Source organism: Flectobacillus major DSM 103, from assembly GCF_000427405.1.
In the GTDB taxonomy this organism is placed as follows: Bacteria; Bacteroidota; Bacteroidia; order Cytophagales; family Spirosomataceae; genus Flectobacillus; species Flectobacillus major.
Genome location: NZ_KE386491.1, coordinates 1,705,097 through 1,731,567, shown reverse-complemented (window position 1 = coordinate 1,731,567; position 26,471 = coordinate 1,705,097). Strand labels below are relative to the sequence as shown.

The following is a 26,471-nucleotide window of genomic DNA, read 5'->3' as shown; positions in this document are numbered from 1 at the left end:
GTTTTAGAAAAACACTTTGGCAAAAATGCTGACGATATTTTCGACAAGAGCCAACTAATTCAATACATAAACGAGAAAACCCGTTCTGCGATAAGGGTTCAAAATCTCGTTCAAGTTTCGCAAACCTTTACGCTATCTATGTTATCATAGAAGATTATATCGCCAACGGCTTTGACCAAAAAGATGATTATTCAAGATACGAAGGTGCAGCCTTTGTAAAATTATTCAAACGCCAAAGAGAATTGCCTTTTGGCAGTAAACTTCAAAATCACGCATTGAACAATAGAATGAATTCGGAGTTTCAAAAATATTTTCCAAGTTCAGAGTTTATTCCAATTCTTCGCAACCTCGAAACAAATCGTTATTGGATAAATGAAAATCTTTTGAAAATAAAAGTAGGCAAAGCCAACTTCAATATCGCAAATGCTATCATTGAAATCATTGACGAGTATTCCAAGACAAAGCAAGATGCTTTTCAACGATTTGTAAAATCTTGTGAGGAGTTGCAAGAAATCGGCAAGACAACCCCGAAAAAAATTGAGGAGTTTGTGATTGGTTTGCTTGCACCCAATGTTGATGCCCGACTTTTTGAAATTGTTAGTTATTCAATTCTCAAATATTTTTATCACGACCAGCAAATATTTTGGGGTTACGAGCTTGAAAAACTAAACAAAGAGAATTTGAAACTTTACAAAACAGGAAGGACAAACGCAAATGACGGAGGAATTGACTTTGTAATGAAACCGCTTGGGCGATTTTTTCAAGTTACAGAAACTTTGGACTTCAAAAAATACTTTCTCGACATTGACAAAATACAGAAGTATCCAATCACTTTTGTAATCAAATCAACCGAGCAGACAAAAGACCTATTAAAGAAAATCAGGGACAATGCCAGCAAGACATATTCAATAAAAGCCATAGTTGACACCTATATGGACTGCATTGAAGAAGTGATAAATATTCCGACCCTTAATGACAGATTTAACGATGCTGTGAAACAAGGTTATCTAAACAAAATCCTTGACGAAGTAGTAATTCAAAGCAAAGTTGAGTTTAATTATGAGGACACGGACGAGGACGAAGAATAGAAGAACGGCACATAACAGCAGTTTGGCGAAATGGCGGGTGACGTGCTTCTATGACAGTTTAGTGCTTAACCAAAGTGTAGTGCTTCGATTGAACTTCTGTGCTAAAAATCCCCGCCTTCGGCAAGCCCCGAAACGTTGGTGGTAATTTTAGACAGACTCTACTACAATGACAGACAAAGCAAAACAACTAATAATAGATTTTAAAAATATCGGTTGGCAGACACCAAATCTTTATGAACGTTTATTTGAATTAACTACAAACTCAACTGACACATTTTATTTTGCAACAGAATACCTAAAATCTTTTGACAAGAATGCAACAATTTTCAACGACATTTTGAGCTACATTGACAAATCTCAATTTGCTGACCTTATAAGTTCTGCATTAGATATTCTAAAAAAACAAAAAAATGAAAATGCTGAAAGCGTAATTGAATATGCAAGTTTGCAGTTCCCAGAGTTATTGCACAATTACTTGGAGCTTATATTTGACTTAAAGCCAAACGAAAGTACTTACTATGCAGACTACCCTTGGAGAAATTTAGTTAGTGACAGAATTCAATTCTTTAAAGCAAAACTAATAAGTTCGGAAACCAATATTACGGACAAGCAAAAGCTATTTAGATGTTTGTTAGAAACAAGAAATTTGGAAACTATCAATTTTGCTTATGACTATGCTCTAACCAATAAACTTTTTGACAACGAGAATTCAGAAGAATATTTGGTGGCTCATTTAGAACTTGTTGGGTTTACAAAACGAAATGACAACATAGAAAATTATTGCCAAAGTATTACAAGACATTTTATCTTCAATAACAACTATTTTTCAGACGACAGACCAATTCACACAAACAAAAAACAGCATCCAACATGGAACTTAGAAGCAGACAAAACGAAATATAAATTTGGAGGCATTCTTCAAAATGATGATAAAAACCCTTTTATTCACTTAGTGACTTTTGATGAAATTCCTTCGGGACTTAAAATATCAGGATTATCAAGTCTTACATTAGGAATGCACATTAGAGAGTTAAACGAATGGGGCGTAGTATTTTACCAACACGACAATTTTGGAAAACCATCAAAAATTGGAGAAACAAAGGAAATTGAAAATTATTCAGATTTACCAATCAAAGAAACAGAAATTTGTTTAGCTGAAACACCAAATAGATGGACTTTTCAAAATTGGGGATGTTCAAATAGTAGAGAAAACTTGTTTAGACTTGGAGGCGAACCAACTTGGATACAAAGTGCGGAAGTTTTAGTTTGTCCAATTTCTAACGAAAAAATGGATTTTTTGTTGCAACTTGACACAGACCTGCCAGACATAGAAAATGGAGAAGTATATTTTGGAAGTGGAGGAATTTGTTATGCTTTTTGGTGCGACAAAACAAAAGTGAGTGGATATATTATGCAATGTACATAGACAAAAAAACTACCGCCAACATCGTATTGGCAATAGTGGGGCTGACAGTTGTAAACTCAACATTTGTACTTCTATTGGGCATTTGTGCAAATGTTGGGCTGACGTTTTTCAAATGCCCCAACATCGCAAAGCCCTGCTCGTTGGGCGTAATGCCTATAACACTAACTATTTGAGAAATGAAGGTAATAGAGACTAACATTGCAAATGTTTGGAATAGAATTGACACATGGATGAATTCAGGCGACAAACTGGTTTCATCTGAAAAATCTGTCGTTTTCAATTTTGCATGGGAATTTCAAAAAGAATTTCAAAACGACATTTCATTTATTGATTTTGAAACAAGTTTGTTCCAAAACTTTTCCGACGGTCAATTCATTGACCTGTATATAGAGTTTCGTCACGCCAACAAAGAAATAAAAATTGGTATCGAATTCAAGTATCCAAATAAAAAACAAAATAATTCGAACCACACAGAAACAAGACAAAAAATAATTAATGATATAAAGCGGCTGAACTGGTTGGTTGCTAACGACAAAATAGATATTGGATGTTTTCTATGCCTGACTAACGAAAACAATTATGTAAACAATGGGCGTTTTAAGGTCGCGACTAACTTTCTAACGCACCATGAAATGAGCTACCAAACAGGTGACTTTCTTCCTGAAAATGAGAAATACATTGAGAAAGTAAAATCTTTAACTGACATCAACTTTCACTGGAAGTACGTTCAACTAAAAAAGGATAAGCATGTTATCACAGATGGGAAATATGCTTTTTTGAAGCCAATCTTTATAACCAAAGACCAAATTGAAAACACAAGCACATACGCCCAACATGGTATTGCTAAAAGCGGGGCTGACTCAGTGCTATTGGGCTGACGGAAGTAATTGAACATTTGGAATTCTAAGGGGTAGTGCTGAAGTTCCCCCGCCTTCGTCAAGCTGCAAACCGTTGTGCGTCATATTATAAACACCCGAAATGAAAAATAAATTGAATTACTTAATACTTATTTTGACACTAAACTTTTCCTGCGTTGAAAAGAAATCAACAGATGGAGAAAGTAACAAGCTTGAATTGGAAGCTACTTCAAAAGAGGACACCTTAAAATTCACTTCGGGAATTCGTTCGATTTTTCAAGACAGCAAAGGAAATTATTGGTTTGGAAGCCTTAAAGAGGGAGTTGCTGTTTACAATGGTAAATCATTCAGGTACTTCACGGTTAATGATGGGCTAACAGACAATCAAATCAATTCCATTCAAGAAGATAAAAAGGGGATTATTTGGTTTAATACCCTACAAGGAGTGAGTAGTTATGATGGAACAAAAATAGTGAATCACACTAAGGCAAACTTAGGAAAATCTCAAAATAACTTCTCCGTTCAGGGCAATGAACCATTGCAAGACCAATGGATGAAATCAGATAACGACCTTTGGTTTGAAGCAGGAATTAAAGAAGGAGTTTATAGGTTTGATGGGCATAAATTAAGTTTCTTAGCATTTCCTCCTCAAAAAGCCATTAATCCAAATAATTTATTTTCTGTAACAGGTATTTCAAAAGGAAAAAACAATATGATTTGGTTCGGTACTTACGCAGGCGTTTTTGGCTATAATGGAAAAGAATTTAAAATTATCAATGACGAAACGCTTGGACTTGATATTGAAGTTGAACCTCTTCATATTAGAAGTATTCTCGAAGACTCAAAAGGCAGACTTTGGATTGGTAACAATGGCATTGGTGTATTACTAAAAGAAGGTGATTCAATAATTAATTTTTCTGATAAGAACAAATTAATTCACCCAACAAGTGGAAGAAAAGGTAATAAATCATTACCTGGCACTCTCGAACACGTTTTCACAATTGCAGAAGATAGTAAAGGTAATATATGGTTTGGTGACAGAGACGCAGGAATTTGGAAATATGATGGTGTAAAGATGATTAATTACACAAAGAAACATGGACTTACAAATGACAATGCTCTATCCATTTTTGAAGATGTTAAAGGCGAATTGTGGTTTGGAATGGAAGACGGAAAAGTGTATAAGTTTAACGGGAATACTTTTGAAAGGCAATTTTAAGAAATACGAACAAACAACAGCAGTTTGGCGTAATGGTGGGTTTAGTACTTCGTATGACAGTTTAGTGTAAGTTCAAGAACAGTCCTTCGATTGAACTTGTGTACTTCTATCAACTTTTGTACTTTAGCTGAAATGAAGTGCTTAAAAATCCCCGCCTTCTGCAAGCGCCAAACCGTTAGCTGCGATTATAAAAACAAACCTCCATAGAAATGAAACAATTTTTGACATTCTTATTTTTTGTGATAACACTAAATCTTTTTGCACAAAATGTGCGTTATGAAAAACAGAATATTTACAAAACTAAATTTGACGATGCAATTCCTGTATTAAATGTAGCAACATTTCATATGGGAGAAACTTCTGATGCAAACTCAACAGACTTTGATGAAAACGATAAGAAAAATCAGCAAGAAATTAAAAAATTAGCTAAAATATTGGCAGAATTTAAGCCAACAATAATTGTTATCGAAGATTTACCTAAAAATGACAGTATAAGACAAATTTCATATTTAGAGTATCTAAAAAATCCAAAGAAAAAATTTGTAAATCCAGACGAAATAGAATTGTTAGCTTATGAAGTTGGAAGACTTAGCGGAGCAACAAAGATTTATGGAATTGACTTTAAAGAAGGGTATAACTACAATATAAATGTTATAAATAGTGTAGATACTACAACATTAGATAAATATGCTTCATTAAGTGATGAAAATGATGCGAAAAATCCAGAGAAAGGAATTCCTTTTTATGATTTATTCAAATTAAATAATCATCCTCAATATTTAGAAAGCCTCATAAACTTTAATGCTGATTTGTTACTGTACAATTCAAGTAAGAATAATTCCGAAGGAGCAGACGAGGCAGGAAAATTTTATCATAGAAATTTAGTTATGTTCTCTAATCTCAACCAAATTCCTATTGGAAAAAATGACAAGATTTTTATATTAATGGGTGGAACTCATACTGCTTTCTTTATGGATTTTTTAAAAAGAAGTCCAAAATTTAAACTTGAAAACACTTTTGATTATCTAAAATAACCGCAGTTAACAAGTGTTTCGCATCAGGCGGGCTAAAGTATAAACTCAACAGCATTTTTTCAATTAAACATTAGTAATAAAACAAGCTTTTGTGCTTCGATTTCCCGCCCGAACGCAAAGCCCTAAAATGTTAGGCTGTGAAAAAACTAACTTGAGTCCTTTTTATACTCGGACACCTATCCGAGAAATTTTCAACTATTACAATCTAAAGACTTAGATTTTGAGTTTTTCACAGACTGCCGTTAGCAATAATATTATGAGCATTTCACTAAAGACACACAAACTATTATGGGGACGGTCTGGCAGTAAATGTGCTATGCCCGATTGTCAGCATGGCCTTATTGCTGACGAAACCGAAACAGATGATGAATCTATTATTGGCGATGAGGCACACATTGTTGCTCGAAGTGACGACGGTCCAAGGGGTGTTTCAGATTTAACACCAGAAGACCGTGACAAATACGACAACTTAGTTTTGTTGTGCCGCAAGCACCATAAAATTGTCGACGACCAACCAGGTTTCTATACAGTTGAAAAGCTAAAAGAAATAAAAGCTCTACATGAAGCTTGGGTAAAAGAGAGTTTACATCTTGACAAAGAAAAAGAAAAGGATGATTTAAACTATGCGTCATACATTGACACAATAGCTAAAACTTTTGATTTTGACAGTTGGGATGGTTGGACGTCTTCCTTAGTAAGTCATGGTCAACCTTCAATTAGGTATAAAAAATTAAAAGAATTACAAACTATACCAAACTTTATAGTTTCAAGATTTTGGCCAAAGAGATACGAGGAATTAGAAGCATCCATTTTTAACTTAAAGAATGTTTTGAACGATTTAATAAAAGTTTTTTATAAGTATGCAGATGAAGGTGCAATTGATAAAGCCAAAGAAACTGATGAGGACAGAACTATAAGAACAAGAAAATTCTATAAAATTGACGAGTGGAATCCAGAACTATACAATAAATTATCGGAGAAATTCGATTATCATGTTTCTTTAGTTGAAGACTTAGCACTTGAAATGACAAGGGCAGCAAATCTCGTAATTGAAAAAATAAGAAAATACATTTCCCCAAAATATCGAGAAGAAGAAGGCAAACTTCTTATGACTTCTGGCCCACACATGGATTTTAGTTGGAAAACATTTAAAGTTGAATACAAAACGGACGAGAAAAAGGAAAATCACCCTTATCATGGTTTGAAATCATTTATGACAGAAAGAGCAGGCAGAGACTTACATTATGGCGAGGGCGTTGACACTCATTATTTGCCTAAAAGATTTGAACCATAAAATACTACCGCTAACATTCGTATTTGCAAAAGCTGGGCGGACGTAAGCTGTGTTTCAACTTTTTGTTTTTCAATTTGGCTTCATATCGGGCAAGACGTTAATAATTTCGCTATGTGCAAATCATCAACTTTTAATTATAAATTTAGCTTCAGTTAGCCGGGCGGACGGAAGTCTATTTCCCAGCCTTCGCAAATACCTGCTCGTTAGCGGTTATGCTAAGACAAAACATTAAAATAAAACAATATGGAAAACTCATTAATCTTTCAAAATTCACCACAAGTAACAATAGCTACTAACAAGTTTATAAACGTTCCTGTTATTTTAAAATACGAAGACACCAACTTAATTGAAGTTATTAAGGAAGTAGGTATTGGATTTACAACACAAATTCCAATCTATCACCAAGACGGGACTTATTTAGCCAAAGTAAATGGAACTAGAATGTACTTGACCAAAGACGGTGAAAAAGCAGGTCTAAAAATTGAAAAGCATCAAAACTTGTGGGTATGTACAATGGACAAACAAACCTTGTTTGAGATACAACAACAAACAGGTGATGCTTTTAAAACTACTGCGGAACTCTATACACCTGATGGCTATTTCGTAAAATGTTCAGCTTCACCGTCCCCAAACCTTATTGATACAACTGGAAATGAATTGAAAATTGGCGGAATAATTATGTCTGGAAATACATTCATTGACTGCCGAATTGGAATTTGGCTTAAAAAGAATGGTTCTTGTTCAATTGGCGTAAATGGCTAATCACTTCACTGGACAAAAAAGCACAAACAGCTAACACGGATAGCTGTTGCACAACTCATTTCCCCCAAAAACGCTCCTACCGAATACACATCCAGACCTCTTTCAAAGCCATTTAAAAGAGGTCTGTTTTTTATTTTGTATATAGTAATCTCAAACTTGAAGTGCTGAAAATTGAGTTATTAATGACTACAGATACGCTTTTGAGAGAGGCATAAATTGGGCAATAGCTTGGGCTAATATGCTTGTTTTTTTCACACTGAAGTGCACTATCCAGACTGACTTAGTAATACATTTTGTGCGGCCGCCGATGCGACTGGAGATTTTTGCGGCCTTGCATATCTTTAAAATACGCATTTTTTGGCAATTTTCCAAGGTAAAATTAAAGGTTCTATACATGATAGAAGTCTATGTTTATTTCTCTATATTTGAGTTGTACAACAGGCACACGGGTTTTGCGTCAGGCGGGCTGACGTGCAAACTTAGAGCTTTGTGCATTGAATGAATTTTAGTAATAAATTGGGCATTTGTGCAAGAAAATTCGCCCGTCGCAAAGCCCCATCCGTTATGTGCAATTAAAAATAACAATCTAAATTATGATAAATCGAATCTTCTATCATACAGTCTGTTTTGCTCTGACACTTTTATCTTTAAACGCCTATGGACAAATAAAATCTATTAATGGAAAGAACATTTCAAAATCTTCTATGAACAGTTTTCTGTTGGCACAAATGGACTCATTGAAATTGCCTGGACTTTCCATTGCATTTATTGACAATGGTAAAATAATTTATCATAATGAACTAGGTTTTGCTGACATTGAAAATAAAACAAAAGTAGACTCCAATACTATTTTTGAAGCCGCATCAATGAGCAAAACAACCTTTGCTTATTTTGTTCTAAAATTAGTTGACAAAGGCATTTTAACATTAGATACACCCTTATATAAATATCTGCCAAACAAAGATATTGCTTATGATGAAAGGTATAAATTGATAACAGCAAGAATGGTTCTTTCACATACAACAGGCTTGCCAAACTGGAGAGAGTGGGACTTAGCTGATTCTAGTCTTCATATTAAAAAAGGAGACCTCTATTTAAAATTTACACCCGGCACCCACTTTTCATATTCAGGAGAAGCCTACCAATACCTAGTTAATGTAGTAGCTCATTTGCTCCACAAAACTCAAAAGGAACTTGATGCTGTCTTTTATAAGGAAGTATGCAAGCCACTTAATATGAAACATGCCTATTATTGGTGGAACAACTACATAAGTAAGTATAGAGCCACAGGCTATAAACAAAAAGACAGCGACGGAGTAAACGTAAAAAATGAATTAAAGAAATTTGAAGAGTTTGGGGCTGCTGGCACCCTTAGAACGAATGCCATTGACTATGCTAACTTTATGATAGGACTAATTAATGGACAAGGGCTTTCCAAAAAATCTTTAGCTGAAATGTTTAAACAACAATCAAAAGTACCTGATTGGGACGATGCAGATTTTTGGGGTCTTGGTATCAATATGAAAAAAACAGACTATGGGACAAGATATATGCACAGCGGAAACAATGGCGATTTTACAGCATACTTTATGATGTATAAAGACAAAAAGAAAGGATTTGTTTTTATGACAAATTGCAATAGGGCTGGTGATTTATTTGATAAACTAGAACCATTCTATTCAAACGGAAAGTAAAACCAAACTGCATATAACAGGGGTTTGTGGCAAGTGGGACGGACGAAAGTTATTGAACAGTAAAACATAAATCAACAGCGTGCAGTGGCTCAACATGGGTGCTAAAATCCCCACCTGCCACAATACCTATCCGTTATCGGTTAGGCTATGAGACCATATAAAGACAAAAATGATAACGATTTAAGGTTTTTGCCATACATCATATAAAATGGCTTCCAAAAACTATAGAATTCAGGCGATAGACACAATTCGGGGATTTGCTTTGTGGGGAATATTGATCTTTAACATACAAACCTATGCCCTTTTTGCATTTTTACAACCAGCACAGGTATACCAATTACAATTGGATGAACGGGAAGCGTACGCCCCTTTGCAGTTCATTTTGCATGTATTTGTCAACGGGCAGTTTTACACCATATACAGTTTTCTGTTTGGTCTGGGGTTATATCGTCTATGGACAAAAAATAAAAACGCAGCTTTTGGGTGTGAAGGTCTTTATTGTTTTAGGTCTTAGGGAATAATACAAAAAGTACTACAAATCTTTTGCATATTAGCGAGTTGGCAGTAAGTTTTTAAGACACTTTACACAAATGAGAGAAGACAACAAAAGATGGTTAATAAAACAACCCTTGCCATTGACGGCACAAAAGTGAGAGCTTCCAACGCCAAAAAGAATAATTTTAATCTCAAAAAAATAGAACGTCACTTAACGTATATTGACACTAAAACCTCTGAATACCTTCAACAATTATCAGACAATGACAAGGCCGACGATGACCTCGATGTTTCTCATATTCAAGCCAAAATACAACGACTCAAAACGCTAAAATCAAGTATAAAAGCATTAGAAGTCTATATATTACAAGTTTTTTACTAATTTAAGTTTTTTCACAGACTGCCGCTAGACGTAATTATAAGATGCTACTTCACATAAAAAAGACAAGAGATAAGACCTACCTAATAGACGGCAATCCTTATTTTATTTCAGGACTTGGTTGCTTTATTGTGACATTTCTGTTGGGTCTTATCGTAAGAAAAGGATTAGATAAAGCCTTCTTGAATGCTACAGGTTTAACAATCCTAGTGACATTGATTATTTATGTTTTCGACCAAGCAGGCAAGAAAAAGCATAGAAAAATTCTTTCATCAAAACTCTTTCAATATCTGCTTGCGGCAGGTTTTGAAGTTGAAGAGCAAAGCAAATATATGGGACTTATCGGTGAAATAAACCAGACTACCTTTAGAGTTTATTATGACTGGAACAAGTTGTCCAAAGGATTTTTTAGCTTCGGAGACGTTGTTATTATTTCATATTTTGAACCCTTGATTAGCAATTTTGATACAAGAACAGTAGATGAAGAACATTTGGAAGACTTGAATAGAAAGTACAAAGAGACATTCTGGACAAGCAAAAGAATATTTGCACGTTTTGCCCCTACATTTTTCATTAGACATTTGAACTATTACCCCTTTATGAAAACGGAGACTGTTCTTTCCGAATTGGACAAGATTTCAAATTTGATTAAAGAAAGTGGATTGACACCGCTAAGCAAGAAAATGCTTGAAGAAAGACAAAAAGAATTTGGTTACAATTATGCACCACCGATTGAAACATTTGAATTGGAGCAAGTGGAGTAAAACTACCGCCAACATTGGCTTGTCACTATGGCGGTTTAGGGAATGAATTGAAATATAGAATTTCAAATTAACTTTTGGAACAGGATTGGGCGGAGTTGCTGGAAAATCGCCACATCGCTAAGCCCTACTCGTTAATCCATTTCTATCACATACCCCTTTCCAGTAACATAAGTTTTATATTTTACATAATTGAAAACAATCAATGGAATTGTATAAAACTTTTGGCAGTTTTATTGCCTCCTTTTGAACCAAATAAAAAGAACAAAGGCCCAATGCTAACCCATATCTTTTTTCAGGAATTGCCGCTTAATTGTTGAGTTTTGTACTTTGGCATACCTTGATAGTTGCCTACTATCCTTCCAACCCACTATGGCCTGAATCGTTGTGTTGGGTAGTTCTAAGGTGTTTAAAACATAGTCAACAAAGCTCTTTCGTGAGGTGTGAAAAGTCAGGTGCTTGTGTATCCTTGCCTTTTTAGCTATTTCTTTGATATATTTATTCAAATTGGCATTACTTATTTTAGGGAGAGTGTCTACTGCTCCTCCATATTTATTAAATATTTCTAAGGCTTTATCATTCAATGGAATACGTTGTGGGGTATCGCTTTTGTCTCTACCAAGTACTATCCAAGGTGTTCCATCTTCGTCAAGTTCGTATTCTGTTTCATCTAGTGTATTATAATCGCAAAAGGATAGTGATGTTTCAGCACAAAAACGGGCTATCTCTACGGTTTTTCGTAGCTTTTCACTCAACTCTAATTTGTCCATTTTATCTAACTCATACTTCGTTAACGATATAGGGTCTTTGGACTTAGCCTTTTCTATTTTGTAGTTATCTAAGGGCTTAGATTTAGCCAAACCTCTGCTATTGGCAAAGGCTGTCACTCTTTTGATAAGAAATAAGTATTTCTCTATAGTAGAAGCTTCATACCTATTAATCAGTAGATAATGTTTAAATTCTTCACATAGGGTTGTTGAGATATTATCACTCTTAATTTTGTCTAATCCCTTGAAAGCTAGGTATTCTTTTAGCGTAATGTACTTAGCTCTAAAGATTTTTACTGTTTGCTCACTCAGCTTGTCAGCTTTGACTAATTCCTCCTGAGTTCTCAAGAACTCCTTAAAACATTCAAGAAATGTTGGATATTGCCGCACTTTACGTTCAAGTGAGCTTGCTCCACGATGGCGAATCAATATTTCTGTAGGAGCAATAGGTTCATTAGGCTTTTCGCTAATGATTTCATGATAGATTTGTTTGAATCTCAGTTCCCAGAACTCAATGATTCTGGCATTCTTGGCAGCATCCTTACCTTCAAAGCACTGTTCGGCAGAATTCCAGTTTTTACGAGCTAATTTAACTTTTGTAGAGATAGGTACTGATTTTGCACCATCAATTCTTATTTCGCAATAAATAACGCCTTTATCGGGCTTTATACCTTCTCTAAACCAATAATAAAAGGTCATGATGTTAAGGGATGTAAAACGTGGAGAGTAGGTTGTGGACTCACTTGTTTTTTACTCATCGGTAAAACTTGTTATAAATGAAAGATTAATTAAAAGTTTTAACCAGTCCAAAGTCCATTCCACGAATTGTTAGTAAAAATGTTAGTAAAATTTAAAAACGGCTAAATTGAGCGATTTAGGGCATTTTTAGAAATATTAGAGAGGAGTCTAAAAGTGCAGGAAAACAAAAAAGCGAGCTAAATAGCTCGCTTATAACATTCTAACAATCTCTGTCGTGGTCTCGTAGGGATACCAAAAATAGCACTTTAAACCTCTGTTAATCAAACATTAACCAGTTGTTATTGATTCTTTGGTGTAACAGATTAAGTGATTTGAGTTTTTTTAACATCCACAATCTTAAATCCAAATCCCTCCAAAAACTTGATTGACATGTGTGATTGAAAATTGTTGGGATTTCTGTCCAATTCATCACCATTAGCAAATATGTTGGCGTAGGCAATTACAAGCTTTACTGGATATTGGAAGTCCTCATATTCTACGACATATTTCTTTGCTTTGTCTTTTGGCTGTATTCCTTCATTTCTAATTCGAAGCATCGCCTGAAAGATATGTTCTTGAGTGATATTTTGTGGTATTGGCATTTGGAATATATTTAAAATTTAGATTTTACTCATTTCAACCAAGAATATAATATTCAGACTTCCATAGTTAAGTTGATAGGCTAACTCTATTTGATCACTCTCTTTCACTAATCTTTTTCTCTATTACTTTCTGGAATTGTGTGTGAAGAGTACTTAGTAGTCCTAGCTCGTCATCATCACATTTCTCATCGTCCCGCTTCAGAATCAAATAATCCGTAAAGTCTAAGAAGTCTTTGACTTGGGTTACTTGTGTTACATTTTCCTCAATACTTGGGCTTAATGAGGCCAATCTTATAACTAATTCGGTTGGTATTTTATCACGCATATTGGCAATTATGAATTTCCAAGAATCTACCTTCTGTCTGAATGATATTTCCGTTGCCGAATTTTGATTAGTTTTTGACTTGGTTGGTTCATTTTTCAATCTATTAGGAAGCTCATTTTCATTGGAAAATCTAATAGCTAATAATTCAGCAAAAGCATGAAATGAATCGCTAACCGTTTGACTTGTCTTTGGTTTATCGAGATGTTTGTAAAAATCTATCTCATAAACTATTTCGATTTTAGACTTACCACTCTTTTGCAATTGTAGAGCTTTTTCGACTTTGCGACCATAACTAGCAAATGCCCAGCAACTATTCTTCTCATCGCAAATCAAGAGATAATCGGTTTTGGAAGAGACTCCACTCATGGCAGTGCCACCGTGAGCCTCTATCATCTCTACAATTTCTTTACGGCTATTGTATAAGGAGTTACCAGTAATACAGAATGTCTTGCCTTCGATAGAAATCTCTGAAATGTCCGTATCTAACTTTATTTTCTCGATTAGTTTGGAATTATCTACATTGCCAAGGTCTGAAGCAACCATTTGGGTAATCTTTTGGATTTCTGCCAAAAGATTAGGAGAAAGGTGTCTAGTAAATACTATCTCTTTTGTAACTCGGTAAATTTCATCAAACAACCAAGTTTTACGCAAAAAGAGGTGCTCGTCTAACCAATGGTTCAAAAAGTCTATTTCTTCTTCATTTATTTCTCCATCCGCAGTAATACCACTTAAAATACCAGTTAAAGTTTGAGTAGCACTTGTAATGGCGCAATAATATGGGTTATCTTTGTTTAGGTACTGCTGGCAGAGCCAGTTAATATCTTGAATTTCTTCTTCGGTAATAATATTGTCAGCAATTACTTTTCGAAGGTTATCAATGAATACACGATAAGGGTAATAGCGCTCAAAAGCAAGTGCATTATCAATCCAGTCCTTAATAAGAGCGATTTCTTGGGTGTTTACATGATGGTCTGAATGAATACCAGCCATTATTCCCTTCAAGATATTTAGGTCTTTTTCTAGTTGTGCGGCTGAGCAGTACATTTGATAACCGTTGTTATCAAATACGTCAAGTGTGGTAGAGTTAATCATAATTAGGTAGCGTAAAATCTATTAATTTCTCTGTAAAAATATTTGTCTTGTAAATACCCCTACCAAGTTGTAACTTGGCAGGGGTTGTACATCAGAAAGGTAAATCCCAAATCTCTTTCACCAAGTCGAAAATTTTAGATAATGAAGATATACCAGATATCCACTTAAATATGTTTTCGAAACCTGACTTATCTGATTGAGGTTTCTCTGATGTACATGGTTGATTAATGTTAACATTAACCGTCCCAGATTCATTCTTGATGGACAAAGCCATCTTTCCTACTTCACTTACCTGCTCTCCCATCTTGAATGAGTTTAACCTAAGGCGACATTGCCTTGAGGTGTCTTCTTCCTTAATGGAAAAGTCTTAATGCCATCTTAACAGGTGGCATTTTGAATTTCTTGAGTTGAAGATGTACTTTTTAAAACCTCCAGATACTTTTTAATCTCTAAAGCATTCTCAACTCTTTCTGAACTGTTTCTGTTAATTGCAGTCGCAAGTCGTTGTTGAAATTCAATTTCACTTTTTGACCTGAACAACCATAAGGCTAAATTTAACTCTGTTGGATTTAAGTAATTACCTTCGATTTCTACCTCTGTGTACTTTCGAACTTTAGTTGTTACATTTAATATATTACTAAAATCATCTTCCTTAAGTAAGTCAAACTGGATTGAGTAAAACCTTTCATTATTCATACTATACTGGTCAAATGTGCTTTGTTTCTGGAAATAACTCAATGCTTCTTGATGCCCTTTGTAGTTTGATTCTTTGAGTATAAATGTGCCTACTACATCTATTGATTGCCAATTCCTTCTAGCTAATTTTCCTTTTTCACTAAATTCAGTTTCATTAGAGCTTTTTAGATTATGTTCTAATATTTCAATTGGTTTTATCAATGGTTGAGTTATTTTCGACTCTATTTCTTCCGTTTTTAAAGTGTCTGAGATAATTGGGGAGTCAAAATTAGAAGTACTTTCATTAGAGCTTTTTAGATTATGTTCTAATATTTCAATTGGTTTTACCAATGGTTGAGTTGTTTTCGACTCTATTTCTTCCGTTTTTAAAGTGTCTGAGATAATTGGGGAGTCAAAATTAGAAGTACTTTCATTAGAGCTTTTTAGATTATGTTCTAATATTTCAATTGGTTTTACCAATGGTTGAGTTGTTTTCGACTCTATTTCTTCCGTTTTTAAAGTGTCTGAGATAATTGGGGAGTCAAAATTAGAAGTACTTTCATTAGAGCTTTTTAGATTATGTTCTAATATTTCAATTGGTTTTACCAATGGTTGAGTTGTTTTCGACTCTATTTCTTCCGTTTTTAAAGTGTCTGAGATAATTGGGGAGTCAAAATTAGAAGTACTTTCATTAGAGCTTTTTAGATTATGTTCTAATATTTCAATTGGTTTTACCAATGGTTGAGTTGTTTTCGACTCTATTTCTTCCGTTTTTAAAGTGTCTGAGATAATTGGGAAGTCAAAATTAGAAGTACTTTCATTAGAGCTTTTTAGATTATGTTCTAATATTTCAATTGGTTTTACCAATGGTTGAGTTGTTTTCGACTCTATTTCTTCCGTTTTTAAAGTGTCTGAGATAATTGGGAAGTCAAAATTAGAAGTACTTTCATGTGATATTTTGGGACTATTGGCATCTTTTTCCAGTGATTTAACTACTGCTGAATTCAATTCGTCACTTTTTGAATTTATGTTAGTTTTTGTAGAGACGGGTGGATTTGAACGTCTATTTTTTACATTACTATTTTGACTGTAAAGAAATGAAAGTATTGCTTGATTGTATTTCGAGTTGAATGAATCATCTGACATCGTCAAAAGCATAATTCCCTCAATTAAGGAAACTAATGATGGAATGAAGGTCCAGCAGAAAAGTAGATACAGAATACCATATCCTGTTTTACCGAGGTAGAACTTGTGTACGCCAAGACCTCCTAACAATAGTGCAAGGATACCAGCTGTGGTTTTGTTCTTCATAATCAAAAAAGAGGGTTCTAGGTTGGTTGTAAAATCTATTAATTCAAATTAAGTATAAAATACGTATTTATGAGTCGGTGCAAGCTTGTCTTTATTGTGGGGTTTGAACCCCTGAATTAGCGGCCTGAAGCTTTTCAATCTCCTTCTCTTGCTCCTTGTTCAACCGCTTTTGTAACTCGCTGTTCTCCTCTAACACCTTTAAATATTTAGTCATTAAGTCAATGTCTAGAGCTGGTGTTACAGGTTGGACTTTGGCAGTTTCTTTTTCACCAATTCCTCTAAGTAACCAGTCTAAAGAACAATTGTACATCTCACAAATTCTCGTTGCTAACTCAACAGATGGAATACTTTTACCAGCTTCAATTCCTGAAATAGTAGAAGATGTTACTCCAAACTGTTTAGCAAAGTCAATTTGAGACATCCCACCTCGTAATTCTTTCACTCTTTGACCTACTGACATTTTTTGAAAATTGTAATTAGTCTAATTATAAATATTAAATTAAATCTGAAATTAATTTAGATTAAATTTGAAATTTCAATTTTAATCTTATAATTTTGAATTGTAGTTAAGTCGATATTTCAATCAATATATTAATTACAATTATAATTTAAAATATCCAGTCTCAATAGAAAAAAGTACGATAATATTATAAATCGGTATGAACGGATATATAGGTAAACAAGGCAAAAAACTTAGAAGCGAGCGGATAAAAGTGCTACTAGCTGAGGTGCGGGTTTCGAGAAAATGGAAAAGAGCTTTTGTAGAGCGTTTTCCTGTGTTCGACTCTATTGAAGGAAGTACGATTCTGAGCCAAGGGGCTGGCGGGCGCTCGGACGACCCAACACTCCTTGAATGTGCTGAACAATTTGTGATGTGGGTAAAGGATACTCAGCCCGACTGGTACACCGAAGCCCTCAATAAAAAACAAGCCAATGAGCAAGACTAAAGCTTTTATTTTGATTGAATGCGATACCAAGGGTGTACCGGTGTCGCTAAGAAGCTATGGCGTTAGGAACGTCGTGCAGGTATTTGAAACCCTAGTAAGAACCGTAGTAGAACCATGCAACTCGAAATAAGCCTCCCCAAAGAGCAACTCGAACTACTAGAGTTGGTAAAGAAACAAAACGAAACATTGCTGAGCCAAAAGGTGGGTAGCGTATGGCTTAGCGACGAGGAAGTAGCCCAACGCTTTGGGGTGTCGGTAAGCCTGATTACTAAGTGGCGAAAGCAGTTTGACCTGCCTTTTAGCCAGATTGGCGAGGTACGGCGGTACTCGACACAGAAAATTGATGCTTGGTTTGCGGAGTTTTCGCCCCAGCATATTTTGCGTAGAGCTTCATGAAATGGCTTATAATCCTTACTATCGCTCTTCTTGTGCTCGTAGGGCTCAGGAAGGGCAAAAACTAATATGGGGCTTAGATGCTGTTGGGGCTGGCCAGAAAGAGTGTAGTTAGTTAATAGGGTTATTATCAGAGGTTGAGTGAGTATTTGGTAGTATGATGTGCTGCCAAATCTGGGGATGTAGCTCAGTTGGTAGAGCAATGTGTATATTGTACACATAGAGCCTAGTTCGATTCTGGGTATCTCCACAGGGTAGGCAAATAGCTTACAAATAGAGTGAACGGGGTAGTGCCTTAGTAGCTCTGATTTTTCAACTTGATTGCTATGAAAAGAATTGAGAAACCCGATTTGCGAAAGAAGTTTTGGGGAATGATGCGTGATGAAGATGCAAAACTGGAAGCTAAAACCTATACCCGTAGGGTGAAGCTGCCAGATGGGACTATCGCCGAAAAAGAGTACCTAATGAAACCTCGTGAGCTGGAGCGTACCAAGCTGGAGCGGGTGTTCAATACGGTACTTAACTGGTATACCGACCAGTATAATATGATGGTGGCATCTATGCCAACGGGTACGTATAGCCAAGAGGGTAACTTGCCAGGATTGCTGACAACAAACCCCAGAATTGGGAAGTCGGCAGGCTGTAGCGACCGTACGGTACGCTCTATGCTGGATATACTGGTGGGTATGGGGGTACTTAGCCGTAAGAATAAGGGCTCAAGGGTGGGCATAGAAATACGGTTTTCGGCGGTGTTTTTGTGGGGTGATTCGGTCGAAAAACGCCAATCGGCTACCGAACTTTTGGTTTGCCCGATTACCTCTAAAGGGAAATTTTTTCCGGATATTGATACCTTCAGAGATAGTTCTGAAATAGAAATTACGAATAAGGATGGATATGTGGGAAAAGACAAGGAGAGAGTAGAAAACAGAGAGAGGGGTAAACAAATAGCCCCTATTGATGGCTCAAAACAAGCTAATTTGGCACTTGAAGGCCCTAAAGGAGAGATTAAAGGGGGGGCGGCGGCGGCCGAAGGTTATCAACATAACCCTGTGAATAACACCCAAAACGCTCCTGTACAGTACGATAGCTGGACGGAGAAGTGCCGCCAGGCTACGATGCAGTTTTGGGGGTATGCTTACCAGAAGTTGTATTCGCAGAGGCGATACGACAAAGAAACTGTAAGAACGATTCTGAACTTAGTTTGGACGGATGTGTTTATGTCGTTCCAGAATATTAGGAATGAAAAGGAGCTGATGGCGTTTTTGGGCCGACAAACCAAAAAAATTGACATAGCAGCTAGGTACTACGACTACCACCCCGAGGCGTATTTGCCTGACCCACATAGTATTGTGGTGGCGGGGCGTGGGTATTTTGACAAGCAAAATGCCCGTGGATTTAGGGGCTTGGAGGCTTGGCTAAGGGCTGAGGAAGCTCAGGTGAAAAAACTACGAGCCGACTGGGTGAACCCTACGGAGTTCAAAAACCGTAAGATTGAACGCCTGTTACAGCAAGCCAGAAGGGATTTTGAGAAGGTGGCGATGGGTGCCAAACCTCGTGTAGAGGTGCATAACTTGGATATGGTGGGGCTACATCAGTACTATGGCGTGATATTCGGGCATTTGGGCGAGAAACCACTAAAACGGTTCAATGAGCTAGTAATAGCTATGCAACGAAGCAACTTCAAACCGATTCAACGAAAATCTAAGGGCAAAATCTACAGCGAAATTGTAGAGGTTGAGAGCTGGATGGGCTCGTTTGAGGGGTATTATAAATAGGTTTTCAACAATTAAAACGATTCAAAAATGGCAAAAAAACCAATGAGGGGGCGTATGGCGCTTCCTGCTGAAACCGTAGAGCGTAAGCGTGAGATGAGCTCTTGTGCATTGATTGTAGAGTTTATGGACGGTAATCGTAGGCTATACTGGACCAACGAGTTTTCGGCCAATTGCCCGACCTGGAAACGAGGGAATATTCAAGTTTTGGTAGCTGAGTTTAAGGCGTGGCATTTTTTTTCGAGAATGTCGCACAAAATTAGAAGTGCGGCGATTTTTGACACCCGTAGTACAAAATCACTGTTGCAGGAATATAAGTTACTGGAGTTTCAGCGAGGGTTATGGTATTATACAACTTATGCCCAACAAATTCTATGACAGACCTACAGACCATAGTGGCCTCGCAGATGTGGCCAAAGTGCTATGATGCTATGTCGAGGCGACGGCGACGAAGCTTTAGGGAGCAGTTTAAGTATTTGGCGAATTGTGAAAGCGATTCGCATTTTAGGAACATGAAAAACGGGCATAGAAAAACGCCCAAGGCAGCACTCAAATTTGCACTAGATTTTTTTGGGTTATCGAGAGAACCCCCCCTATTCTGATGAAAGAAATAGAAATTATTGAGGTCAAAATTAGGACACTAGAAAGACAACAGGCATGGTATGACCAGCCTCAAAATTGGCTAGTGTCGTGGAAAAATGACCCTTCTCAAAAATTAGACAGTGACCGCTATAGAGCTGGAAAGCTCAAAGAGCTAAAAAATCAACTCGAACAACTTAAAAACGATTCAGAAAATGGCAACTTGGTTTTTAGGAAAGATTAGTCATAATACCGAAGATATTAACGGTAACCTCAAGACTAACAAAGAAGTATACTTAGTAGATGCCTACAGCTATACCGAAGCTGAAGCACAACTGATTAGAAAGCTTCAGCAAAAAGTACCTGAATTTAGGCTGGAGGGATTAACCCGAATGAAGCTATCGGAGGTATTTATAGAGGACAATGAGGGTACTTTTTTCAAAATGAAGGTATTGTATATAACCTTTGATGAGCGTAGCCAGAAGGAAAAAATGCTACCTCATACGATGATTATTAATGCTGAAAACCCTGGGCTTGCTTATGAATACCTAAGCAAAAAACTAGGTACTTTCAACGACTACAAAATTACAGATATTAATACTACTCAAATTTTAGACGTGTTTCCTTATGAATCTGCTGAGAAGTAATGTGATGGTGTATTTTCTTTTTGAAGATTATACCATCAAAATCAAAAAGATAACCTATCTGGATGGCTCGGTAATGTATGCTCCTTATGTATATCTGCATTTTAGGATGTTTTTTTGTGGTATTAGGCTGTTTCGGATTACCAGAAAAATGGTAACCTATACCATAAAAATGTACCAAACGGAAAAAGATACAAAGTATTATCTGAAGAACGAAGAGTATAATTATGTAGAAAAATTTCAGGTATATCAACTAGCATATACTACAGCTTTCCGTTCGGCCGAAGCGTGGCATGAACAATATAAAACCCAAAAAATTGTAACAATAGATGAAGTTTAAAATAGCCTAAAAATAAAAGATTTACTGTTTTGCCTACCTGTAACCATTGCCTATCTTCGTGTCAGTTAAAGGAATAACTAACTGGCTTTCAACAATTTAAACAAAAGACGAAGATGAAAAAGCAATTCAAAATTTCAGAACTTGAGAGACTAATCGAAGATGTAAGATTTACAAATGAAAGAATCTATTGCCCTAATTGTGAAGGTGCTGGGGTATTTACAATGCTACCAAACCCCTACAAGTGCAAGCAATGCCACGGAGTAGGTTGGGGACATAATCTTGAAAAAATAGTACTCGATGAGGATGTCCAATTTAGAATTGCCTCACACTTGATTGAGGCTCAATCTATACTCAATATTATAGAAATGGCTAAGGTTGGGGGACACCAAGAGGTAGTATTGAGCTACGAAAAAGAATTGAAATTTGAGTTTGTTGGAGGTATGAGAGGAAAGGTCAAAGAGGCATTTTGGCTATTTCCACGAGACATCAGACATATAGATTTTAATAAGTAACAAATCGAGCTCCCTCAATTGAGGGAGCTATACTTCAAATAAAATGAAAGAAGATAATCGACTAACAGTATTGAAATGGACGTGGCGGGTGCTAATCCTGCTTACGGCTTTGGTTTGGGGTTTTATTTTTTACTACTTCGGACCGCGGTAATGACCTCATTGGAAAAGAAGGAATACGATGCCTTGGAGAGGGCTCGTGAAACCTTACACGCAACTAATGATAGGCTAGTGAAATTTGATGCCCTACAGACAATAATATCTAGGTGTCGAAGCCTACGACTTGACCCGCTCCCGTGGCTGAAAGAGCCTAAGCCAACACCAGTACAAGGGGAGAAAACGGACACATGGCTGAGGTGTCTGCACTGTGATTTCAAAACCGACAAAGGAATTCAATCGCTTCGGGCCCATGTGGGTATGAGGCACAAAAATCTAAAGCAATGAAAACAGGCGAAACCCTAACAACCCTTAGAATTAGGGTGGGGAAAACGATTGTTCATGTCGAAAAAAACGTGACGCTAGTAAGCCAGAGCCAACCGCAACGTGACGGCTCAAACTGGCTAGACTTTAGGCGAGAACGGCCTTCCAACGAACAGAAAAACACCTTTTGTGTAAACTCAAAATTTATTATTTAACATGAATAACGAAAACAAAAAAGTACTCGAAACATCAGTATTATTATCTGAAAGTGAGTTATCTGAATTAGTAGATAGCCTAGAAAAGTCGATTAAAAGTGTTGATAGATTAATCATTCATTTGAAAGATAGAAATAACCCACTTTCACTTATTAACAAAATAACTGACGATGCAATTTGTAAGGATATGTTAATCAAAAAGAATAGAATTGAAGAGATTAGAGTGAAGATGCTACTAGCCAAAATTGATATTGAGAAGCAAAAGATAAGCCAAAACTAAAATGGAGATAAATTATTCACATCCTGAAGAGATGTACTTTCTGATTACATTGAATGGGAAATTTTGGGGTAAACTCTACGATGACAAAAGAAATGATTGTGGCTTTGGTTTTATGGATATCCAAGATGCAACACTATTTGTTACTTCCGACCCGATTAGCGTTGTACTTAGAAATTATGCTCACATTCCACGTTACATAGAATTAATGCGAATTGCAACTGTAGTGCCAGTAACAGTTTCAAAAAATACTACGTACAAAATTCAGGATTAATTTTTTTGCATATTTGGGAAGCGAGCGGCAAACTCGCTTCCTTTGGTTGTTTTTGGGGGTTTCGACGTAGGAAATCGAAATTACAAAAAACAACTGAGAAATGAAATTGATAGTACCTGTTAAGCCAGAGGTGAAGGATTTCTTCATCAAAAATTCTGATATATTAGGCAAAGAACCATGCCAGATTCGGAAAAATTCCAGAATTGGAATTTTGGTGACTACGGTATTTGCTCATAATCCTCCCGAACTATTAAGCGACATCGAGTTTTTCCCGAAAGATGTTAGCTTAGAAGAACTTCCCAAATTTCCTGAGAATGAAATTATTCTTGAGCTTTCGTTCAAGATTCCTCATCAGTTCGTTACTGACGAACGCCTAATATTACTTTCCAAATTTTTTGAGTTGTTGATGGATGTCTACGCCTTGGCATGGATGCGAGGGCGTATGGATTATTTGCCAAGCGAGAATAGCGCCGCTACGCTGTTTCATCGAAAGCACAAGATTAACGATGGCCACATCAAGAGCGATGCTTTTCGCCAGCTCCTTAGAAGAAACAAAACGATATAGTTGTCCAAAAATTAAAGAAACACGTCCAGTTTTGGCAAAAACGTGACCAAAATCGGGGCTGTTTTGTCCAAGCCATGTTTCGACCGAAAAAGCGGGTTTTGACCCAACAAATCAATCAAAATCAGATTGCCGATTTCATTAATGCAGGTGGACTTGTTCCATATTTTTTTCTTTTGCCTATCGACGAGGTTGTAGGGTATCAGGTTGATAGAGAAAATACCTCTATCAGTTTGAATCTGCAACAAGATTCAGACTTCTATAAGGTTGAAATTGCAGACTTAACAGGAAAATATAGCTTTGAAGCTGAAAGGTCGGCCAATGGTATGATATTTCGGCATAAGCTCGAGTTTGAGATTCCGAAGCTACAGGCAGCAAGAAATGTGTTTCTTATAAGCCTGATTGAACAGAAACTTATGGTGAAGATAGTAGACAGGAATGGTAATACTTTCATTATGAGTTCGCCAGCACATCATGCTATGATAGACCTTGTTACGGGTACTACTGGGGGTCAGAGCGAAAAAAATGGAACGAAATACTCGATTGCTGTTGAAACTGATTCAACAATTTTTGTATTACAAAACCCTTAGAGAAAGATGGTGTACAGTTTTGGGAATTTGGACGGGGCAAGCTATCAAAAGCCCAACCCAGGAGGCGTGCGGAGATTACTTGTACTATCCAGAAGAGATTTTGCCGTTATCTGGCCCTACAAAAATGACGTAGTGGACGGTGAAGTAGTGAACCCTCCAGTAATGCGAACGGCAGATACCGTTTTTGCGGAGTATCAGTGCCCCGATGGTACTGTAGAGGTATCAGGCGGTTTGGCGGGTGATGCCAGTTATATGAACTACAAGCATAACATAGGCTTTAGTTTTGCGGGCTTCAGCAGGGAAATTACTGCGGAGTTACGCAAGTACCAAAATGCGGGATGTGTGTTTGCGGTGGAGTTCAACGATGGCAAATATGGTGTGGTGGGTAGCTCGGACAATCCTTTGTATTTGAAGTCGGACTTCAAATCGGGACGTAAGGGCTCAGACAAACGAGGCTACGACCTCAAGGGCGAACAAGATGGCTTTATGTGGGACATTGCTCCCCTGAAGGACGAGTGTATTGCGTACCTGACGTCAGTTAGGGAGTTTGCTCCTGAATGGGAGTTTGTGTTTCATTAATCAACTTTTTCTTAATAGAACAATGCCAGTTACAAGACAAAACCTTACAGATAGACTTAATGCGATGCGTGCGGCTACTGCTGCTAATCCCATCAAAAAGTCGGACTTTGCCCAATTCTTAGAGGATTGGCTGAATTATATGACAAACGATGGCCAATATTCGGCCGGTGTATTGGAGCAATGGAAAACTGAAACGCTGAATTTGCAGAATGCCAACCTGAATTTTAATATTCAGAGGGCCTTGGATGCTGCGGCTCAGGCGTTGGCTAGTGCAGCTGCTGCAAGTGCAGTGGCACAGGGTACGGCTACGGCTAGGCCGAAAGGTCGCCCTATTTTTTTGTTAGATTTTGCGAATGCGCGTTTTCTTGACCCTCGTATTCCATTTTTTCGGGATTCAGTAGGTACATACACAGACCGATTTGGGAATATAAGACTAGCCGCAAAAAATCAGCCAAGATTTGAGCATGATCCTATAACTGGCGAAAGCTTAGGCCTTGTTGTGGAAGAACAAATGCAGAATCTATTGACATACTCTAATTTATTTGGAGATGTGAGTTGGCAAAAAACTGACTTAACTACTGATTCTTCTACAGAAATGTCGCTTGAAGGACTGCTGAATTCTACAAAGCTTGTTGATAATTCAAATAATACCGTTGCAGGGCTGAATAAGGTAACAACTATACAAGCCAATACACAATATACTTTTTCGGTATGGGCAAAGTCTGGAACAGTTGGGAGTACTTTTAAACTCAATGCAGGCAACGGCGCAGGAGGAGCACAAGCAATTTTTGACTTAAATGCTGGTAGTAAGGTTTCAACTATGGCATTTGGTAATGGTTGGACAGCAGTTTCGAGCCAAATGAAAAAGTACAAAAATGGTTGGTATAGGTGTAGTATTACATTTACAACCGTGAATACTACCGTGAACACTACAATATATCCTGTGTCTGGTACACATATTGGAAATGGAGGAACAGTACATATCTGGGGTACACAATTAGAAAAAGGTAGTCGAGTAAGTAGTTATATGAATAATGTAGAATCTGTGAAAACTAGAGAGCAAGATTATGCAATGATTAACTCTATATTATTTCAACAGATATTTGGTATTATTACCCGTGGTACAATATTCGTATCTGCAAAAGCCGGAGAGCCATCCAGTGTGAATGGGAAATATTGCCTTTTTCAAGGTACTCCTACAGCTGGAGGGAATAATAGAATTGGAGTATTGTATACAGTTGGGAATCAGACACAGGGGTACATTGTAAGAGATGGGGCAACTCTGTATGAGTACCCGACTAATATACAGCCTGATACAGAAGTGCGAATAGCAATGGCATTCGATACTAATTATGCTAGAAGTTTTGTGAACGGAGCAGCAAAAGCTGTAAGTAATGTATTACAAGTTCCGATGCTGAATGAGTTCAGAATCGGTGGAGATAGTTCGCCAAATACAACAATTAAGCAGATAGCTTTTTGGGGGGAAGTACTTAGTGATGCTGAAATGACGGCTTTAACTACGATAGGGTTAGTAGGGAAAGATGGTAATCAGGCTCCCGTTTCGTCTGACCTAGCAGGTAGTGCCTACGTTCGTCCTGAAGCGATTTTACGCTCGAAATCGCGACAAGAAATAACAGTGGATGCTGTAGGAACAGGAACTAATGTGACAAGGCAAATTGTGAGACCGTATGATTTTATTTTTGAGGTAGTGGATGCTACAGGGATTACAGTAGTAAGTACACCACCCAATAGTTGTGGAGCAGGAACACTCAATTACTTGACTTTTAGCGGTGCAGTTGGCACGAGTATCACCTACGCTATTACCCCAATTTTTGAATATTAACCTTTTAA

General features: G+C 36.9%; 32 protein-coding genes and 1 tRNA gene. 27 read left to right on the top strand and 6 right to left on the bottom strand.

Features of this window, described 5'->3' with window-relative positions; all coding sequences use genetic code 11:
• Positions 1–383 precede the first annotated feature (383 nt).
• A complete protein-coding gene (locus FLEMA_RS77110) occupies positions 384–1,088 on the top strand; it encodes a hypothetical protein (protein WP_218918524.1) in 705 nt (234 codons plus the stop codon).
• 166 nt (positions 1,089–1,254) lie between these two features.
• Complete coding sequence (locus FLEMA_RS0109055; protein ID WP_026995194.1) at positions 1,255–2,514, top strand: hypothetical protein; 1,260 nt, start codon at positions 1,255–1,257, stop codon at positions 2,512–2,514.
• Here the strand turns inward: FLEMA_RS0109055 and FLEMA_RS0109050 are convergent.
• A complete protein-coding gene (locus tag FLEMA_RS0109050) occupies positions 2,498–2,713 on the bottom strand; it encodes a hypothetical protein (RefSeq protein ID WP_026995193.1) in 216 nt (71 codons plus the stop codon). The genes FLEMA_RS0109055 and FLEMA_RS0109050 overlap by 17 nt on opposite strands.
• On the opposite strand from FLEMA_RS0109050, the gene FLEMA_RS0109045 reads away from it, so the two are divergent.
• The 8 genes from FLEMA_RS0109045 (at position 2,691) to FLEMA_RS0109005 (ending at position 11,012) form a co-directional block, all read left to right on the top strand.
• Positions 2,691–3,392: a hypothetical protein gene (locus FLEMA_RS0109045; RefSeq protein ID WP_026995192.1), complete on the top strand. Its 702-nt coding sequence runs from the start codon at positions 2,691–2,693 to the stop codon at positions 3,390–3,392. The two genes, FLEMA_RS0109050 and FLEMA_RS0109045, sit on opposite strands and share 23 nt — an antisense overlap.
• A 100-nt stretch (positions 3,393–3,492) precedes the next feature.
• Positions 3,493–4,590, top strand: a complete 1,098-nt coding sequence (locus tag FLEMA_RS0109040; RefSeq protein ID WP_026995191.1) for a ligand-binding sensor domain-containing protein — start codon at positions 3,493–3,495, stop codon at positions 4,588–4,590.
• Positions 4,591–4,799: 209 nt separating this feature from the next.
• Positions 4,800–5,624 (top strand): DUF5694 domain-containing protein, encoded by an 825-nt coding sequence (locus FLEMA_RS0109035; protein ID WP_026995190.1) that lies wholly within the window; start codon positions 4,800–4,802, stop codon positions 5,622–5,624.
• Positions 5,625–5,940: 316 nt separating this feature from the next.
• The gene (locus tag FLEMA_RS76065) at positions 5,941–6,918 is read left to right on the top strand and encodes an HNH endonuclease (RefSeq protein ID WP_144080069.1); all 978 of its coding nucleotides are present in this window, start codon (positions 5,941–5,943) and stop codon (positions 6,916–6,918) included.
• Positions 6,919–7,161: 243 nt separating this feature from the next.
• A complete protein-coding gene (locus FLEMA_RS0109025) occupies positions 7,162–7,680 on the top strand; it encodes a hypothetical protein (protein WP_026995189.1) in 519 nt (172 codons plus the stop codon).
• 593 nt (positions 7,681–8,273) lie between these two features.
• On the top strand, positions 8,274–9,374 hold the full coding sequence (locus FLEMA_RS68025; protein ID WP_081681287.1) for a serine hydrolase domain-containing protein: 1,101 nt from the start codon (positions 8,274–8,276) through the stop codon (positions 9,372–9,374).
• A 610-nt stretch (positions 9,375–9,984) separates the two neighbouring features.
• Entirely contained in the window at positions 9,985–10,251 is a 267-nt protein-coding gene (locus FLEMA_RS0109010) for a hypothetical protein (RefSeq protein WP_026995187.1), read from the top strand.
• A gap of 41 nt (positions 10,252–10,292) precedes the next feature.
• The gene (locus FLEMA_RS0109005) at positions 10,293–11,012 is read left to right on the top strand and encodes a hypothetical protein (RefSeq protein ID WP_026995186.1); all 720 of its coding nucleotides are present in this window, start codon (positions 10,293–10,295) and stop codon (positions 11,010–11,012) included.
• A 275-nt stretch (positions 11,013–11,287) separates the two neighbouring features.
• Here the strand turns inward: FLEMA_RS0109005 and FLEMA_RS0109000 are convergent, their stop codons facing one another.
• The 5 genes from FLEMA_RS0109000 to FLEMA_RS76060 all read right to left on the bottom strand — a co-directional run bounded on the left by FLEMA_RS0109000 (position 11,288) and on the right by FLEMA_RS76060 (position 16,979).
• Complete coding sequence (locus FLEMA_RS0109000) at positions 11,288–12,475, bottom strand: tyrosine-type recombinase/integrase (RefSeq protein ID WP_026995185.1); 1,188 nt, start codon at positions 12,473–12,475, stop codon at positions 11,288–11,290.
• Between the two features lie 362 nt (positions 12,476–12,837).
• Positions 12,838–13,116: a hypothetical protein gene (locus FLEMA_RS0108995; RefSeq protein WP_026995184.1), complete on the bottom strand. Its 279-nt coding sequence runs from the start codon at positions 13,114–13,116 to the stop codon at positions 12,838–12,840.
• 94 nt (positions 13,117–13,210) lie between these two features.
• Positions 13,211–14,533 (bottom strand): BRCT domain-containing protein, encoded by a 1,323-nt coding sequence (locus FLEMA_RS0108990; RefSeq protein ID WP_026995183.1) that lies wholly within the window; start codon positions 14,531–14,533, stop codon positions 13,211–13,213.
• Positions 14,534–14,911: 378 nt separating this feature from the next.
• A complete protein-coding gene (locus tag FLEMA_RS76550; RefSeq protein ID WP_081681286.1) occupies positions 14,912–16,519 on the bottom strand; it encodes a TM2 domain-containing protein in 1,608 nt (535 codons plus the stop codon).
• 91 nt (positions 16,520–16,610) lie between these two features.
• The gene (locus tag FLEMA_RS76060) at positions 16,611–16,979 is read right to left on the bottom strand and encodes a helix-turn-helix domain-containing protein (protein ID WP_052354036.1); all 369 of its coding nucleotides are present in this window, start codon (positions 16,977–16,979) and stop codon (positions 16,611–16,613) included.
• Positions 16,980–17,178: 199 nt separating this feature from the next.
• Between FLEMA_RS76060 and FLEMA_RS0108970 the strand changes: the two genes are divergently transcribed.
• From FLEMA_RS0108970 to FLEMA_RS0108885, 17 genes are all read left to right on the top strand, one after another.
• Entirely contained in the window at positions 17,179–17,466 is a 288-nt protein-coding gene (locus tag FLEMA_RS0108970; RefSeq protein ID WP_026995181.1) for a hypothetical protein, read from the top strand.
• On the top strand, positions 17,453–17,596 hold the full coding sequence (locus FLEMA_RS76930) for a hypothetical protein (protein ID WP_159102673.1): 144 nt from the start codon (positions 17,453–17,455) through the stop codon (positions 17,594–17,596). Before FLEMA_RS0108970 ends, FLEMA_RS76930 begins: the two co-directional genes overlap by 14 nt.
• On the top strand, positions 17,581–17,862 hold the full coding sequence (locus FLEMA_RS0108965; RefSeq protein WP_026995180.1) for a helix-turn-helix domain-containing protein: 282 nt from the start codon (positions 17,581–17,583) through the stop codon (positions 17,860–17,862). Before FLEMA_RS76930 ends, FLEMA_RS0108965 begins: the two co-directional genes overlap by 16 nt.
• A 173-nt stretch (positions 17,863–18,035) precedes the next feature.
• Positions 18,036–18,109, top strand: a tRNA-Asn gene (locus FLEMA_RS0108960).
• A gap of 76 nt (positions 18,110–18,185) precedes the next feature.
• Positions 18,186–19,634 carry a hypothetical protein gene (locus tag FLEMA_RS0108955; protein WP_026995179.1) on the top strand — a complete coding sequence of 483 codons (1,449 nt, stop codon included), beginning with the start codon at positions 18,186–18,188 and terminating at the stop codon, positions 19,632–19,634.
• 27 nt (positions 19,635–19,661) lie between these two features.
• Positions 19,662–20,009 (top strand): hypothetical protein, encoded by a 348-nt coding sequence (locus FLEMA_RS0108950; protein WP_026995178.1) that lies wholly within the window; start codon positions 19,662–19,664, stop codon positions 20,007–20,009.
• A gap of 223 nt (positions 20,010–20,232) precedes the next feature.
• Positions 20,233–20,454: a hypothetical protein gene (locus tag FLEMA_RS0108940; RefSeq protein ID WP_026995176.1), complete on the top strand. Its 222-nt coding sequence runs from the start codon at positions 20,233–20,235 to the stop codon at positions 20,452–20,454.
• Positions 20,426–20,857: a DUF4494 domain-containing protein gene (locus FLEMA_RS68010; protein WP_044171157.1), complete on the top strand. Its 432-nt coding sequence runs from the start codon at positions 20,426–20,428 to the stop codon at positions 20,855–20,857. Before FLEMA_RS0108940 ends, FLEMA_RS68010 begins: the two co-directional genes overlap by 29 nt.
• A complete protein-coding gene (locus tag FLEMA_RS0108930; RefSeq protein WP_026995175.1) occupies positions 20,838–21,194 on the top strand; it encodes a hypothetical protein in 357 nt (118 codons plus the stop codon). The genes FLEMA_RS68010 and FLEMA_RS0108930 overlap by 20 nt, the downstream gene beginning before the upstream one ends.
• 113 nt (positions 21,195–21,307) lie before the next feature.
• Positions 21,308–21,706: a hypothetical protein gene (locus tag FLEMA_RS0108925; RefSeq protein ID WP_026995174.1), complete on the top strand. Its 399-nt coding sequence runs from the start codon at positions 21,308–21,310 to the stop codon at positions 21,704–21,706.
• Positions 21,707–22,143: 437 nt separating this feature from the next.
• The gene (locus tag FLEMA_RS76775; protein WP_026995172.1) at positions 22,144–22,338 is read left to right on the top strand and encodes a hypothetical protein; all 195 of its coding nucleotides are present in this window, start codon (positions 22,144–22,146) and stop codon (positions 22,336–22,338) included.
• A 1-nt stretch (position 22,339) separates the two neighbouring features.
• Positions 22,340–22,618, top strand: coding sequence for a hypothetical protein (locus tag FLEMA_RS0108910; RefSeq protein WP_026995171.1), 279 nt, complete (start codon positions 22,340–22,342; stop codon positions 22,616–22,618).
• Positions 22,619–22,649: 31 nt separating this feature from the next.
• The gene (locus FLEMA_RS0108905) at positions 22,650–22,889 is read left to right on the top strand and encodes a hypothetical protein (RefSeq protein ID WP_144080068.1); all 240 of its coding nucleotides are present in this window, start codon (positions 22,650–22,652) and stop codon (positions 22,887–22,889) included.
• A 100-nt stretch (positions 22,890–22,989) separates the two neighbouring features.
• The gene (locus tag FLEMA_RS0108900; protein ID WP_026995169.1) at positions 22,990–23,454 is read left to right on the top strand and encodes a hypothetical protein; all 465 of its coding nucleotides are present in this window, start codon (positions 22,990–22,992) and stop codon (positions 23,452–23,454) included.
• A gap of 74 nt (positions 23,455–23,528) precedes the next feature.
• Complete coding sequence (locus tag FLEMA_RS0108895; RefSeq protein ID WP_026995168.1) at positions 23,529–24,041, top strand: hypothetical protein; 513 nt, start codon at positions 23,529–23,531, stop codon at positions 24,039–24,041.
• 6 nt (positions 24,042–24,047) lie between these two features.
• On the top strand, positions 24,048–24,620 hold the full coding sequence (locus tag FLEMA_RS0108890; protein WP_026995167.1) for a hypothetical protein: 573 nt from the start codon (positions 24,048–24,050) through the stop codon (positions 24,618–24,620).
• Between the two features lie 22 nt (positions 24,621–24,642).
• Positions 24,643–26,463: a phage head spike fiber domain-containing protein gene (locus FLEMA_RS0108885; protein WP_044171152.1), complete on the top strand. Its 1,821-nt coding sequence runs from the start codon at positions 24,643–24,645 to the stop codon at positions 26,461–26,463.
• The last annotated feature ends 8 nt before the right edge of the window (positions 26,464–26,471 follow it).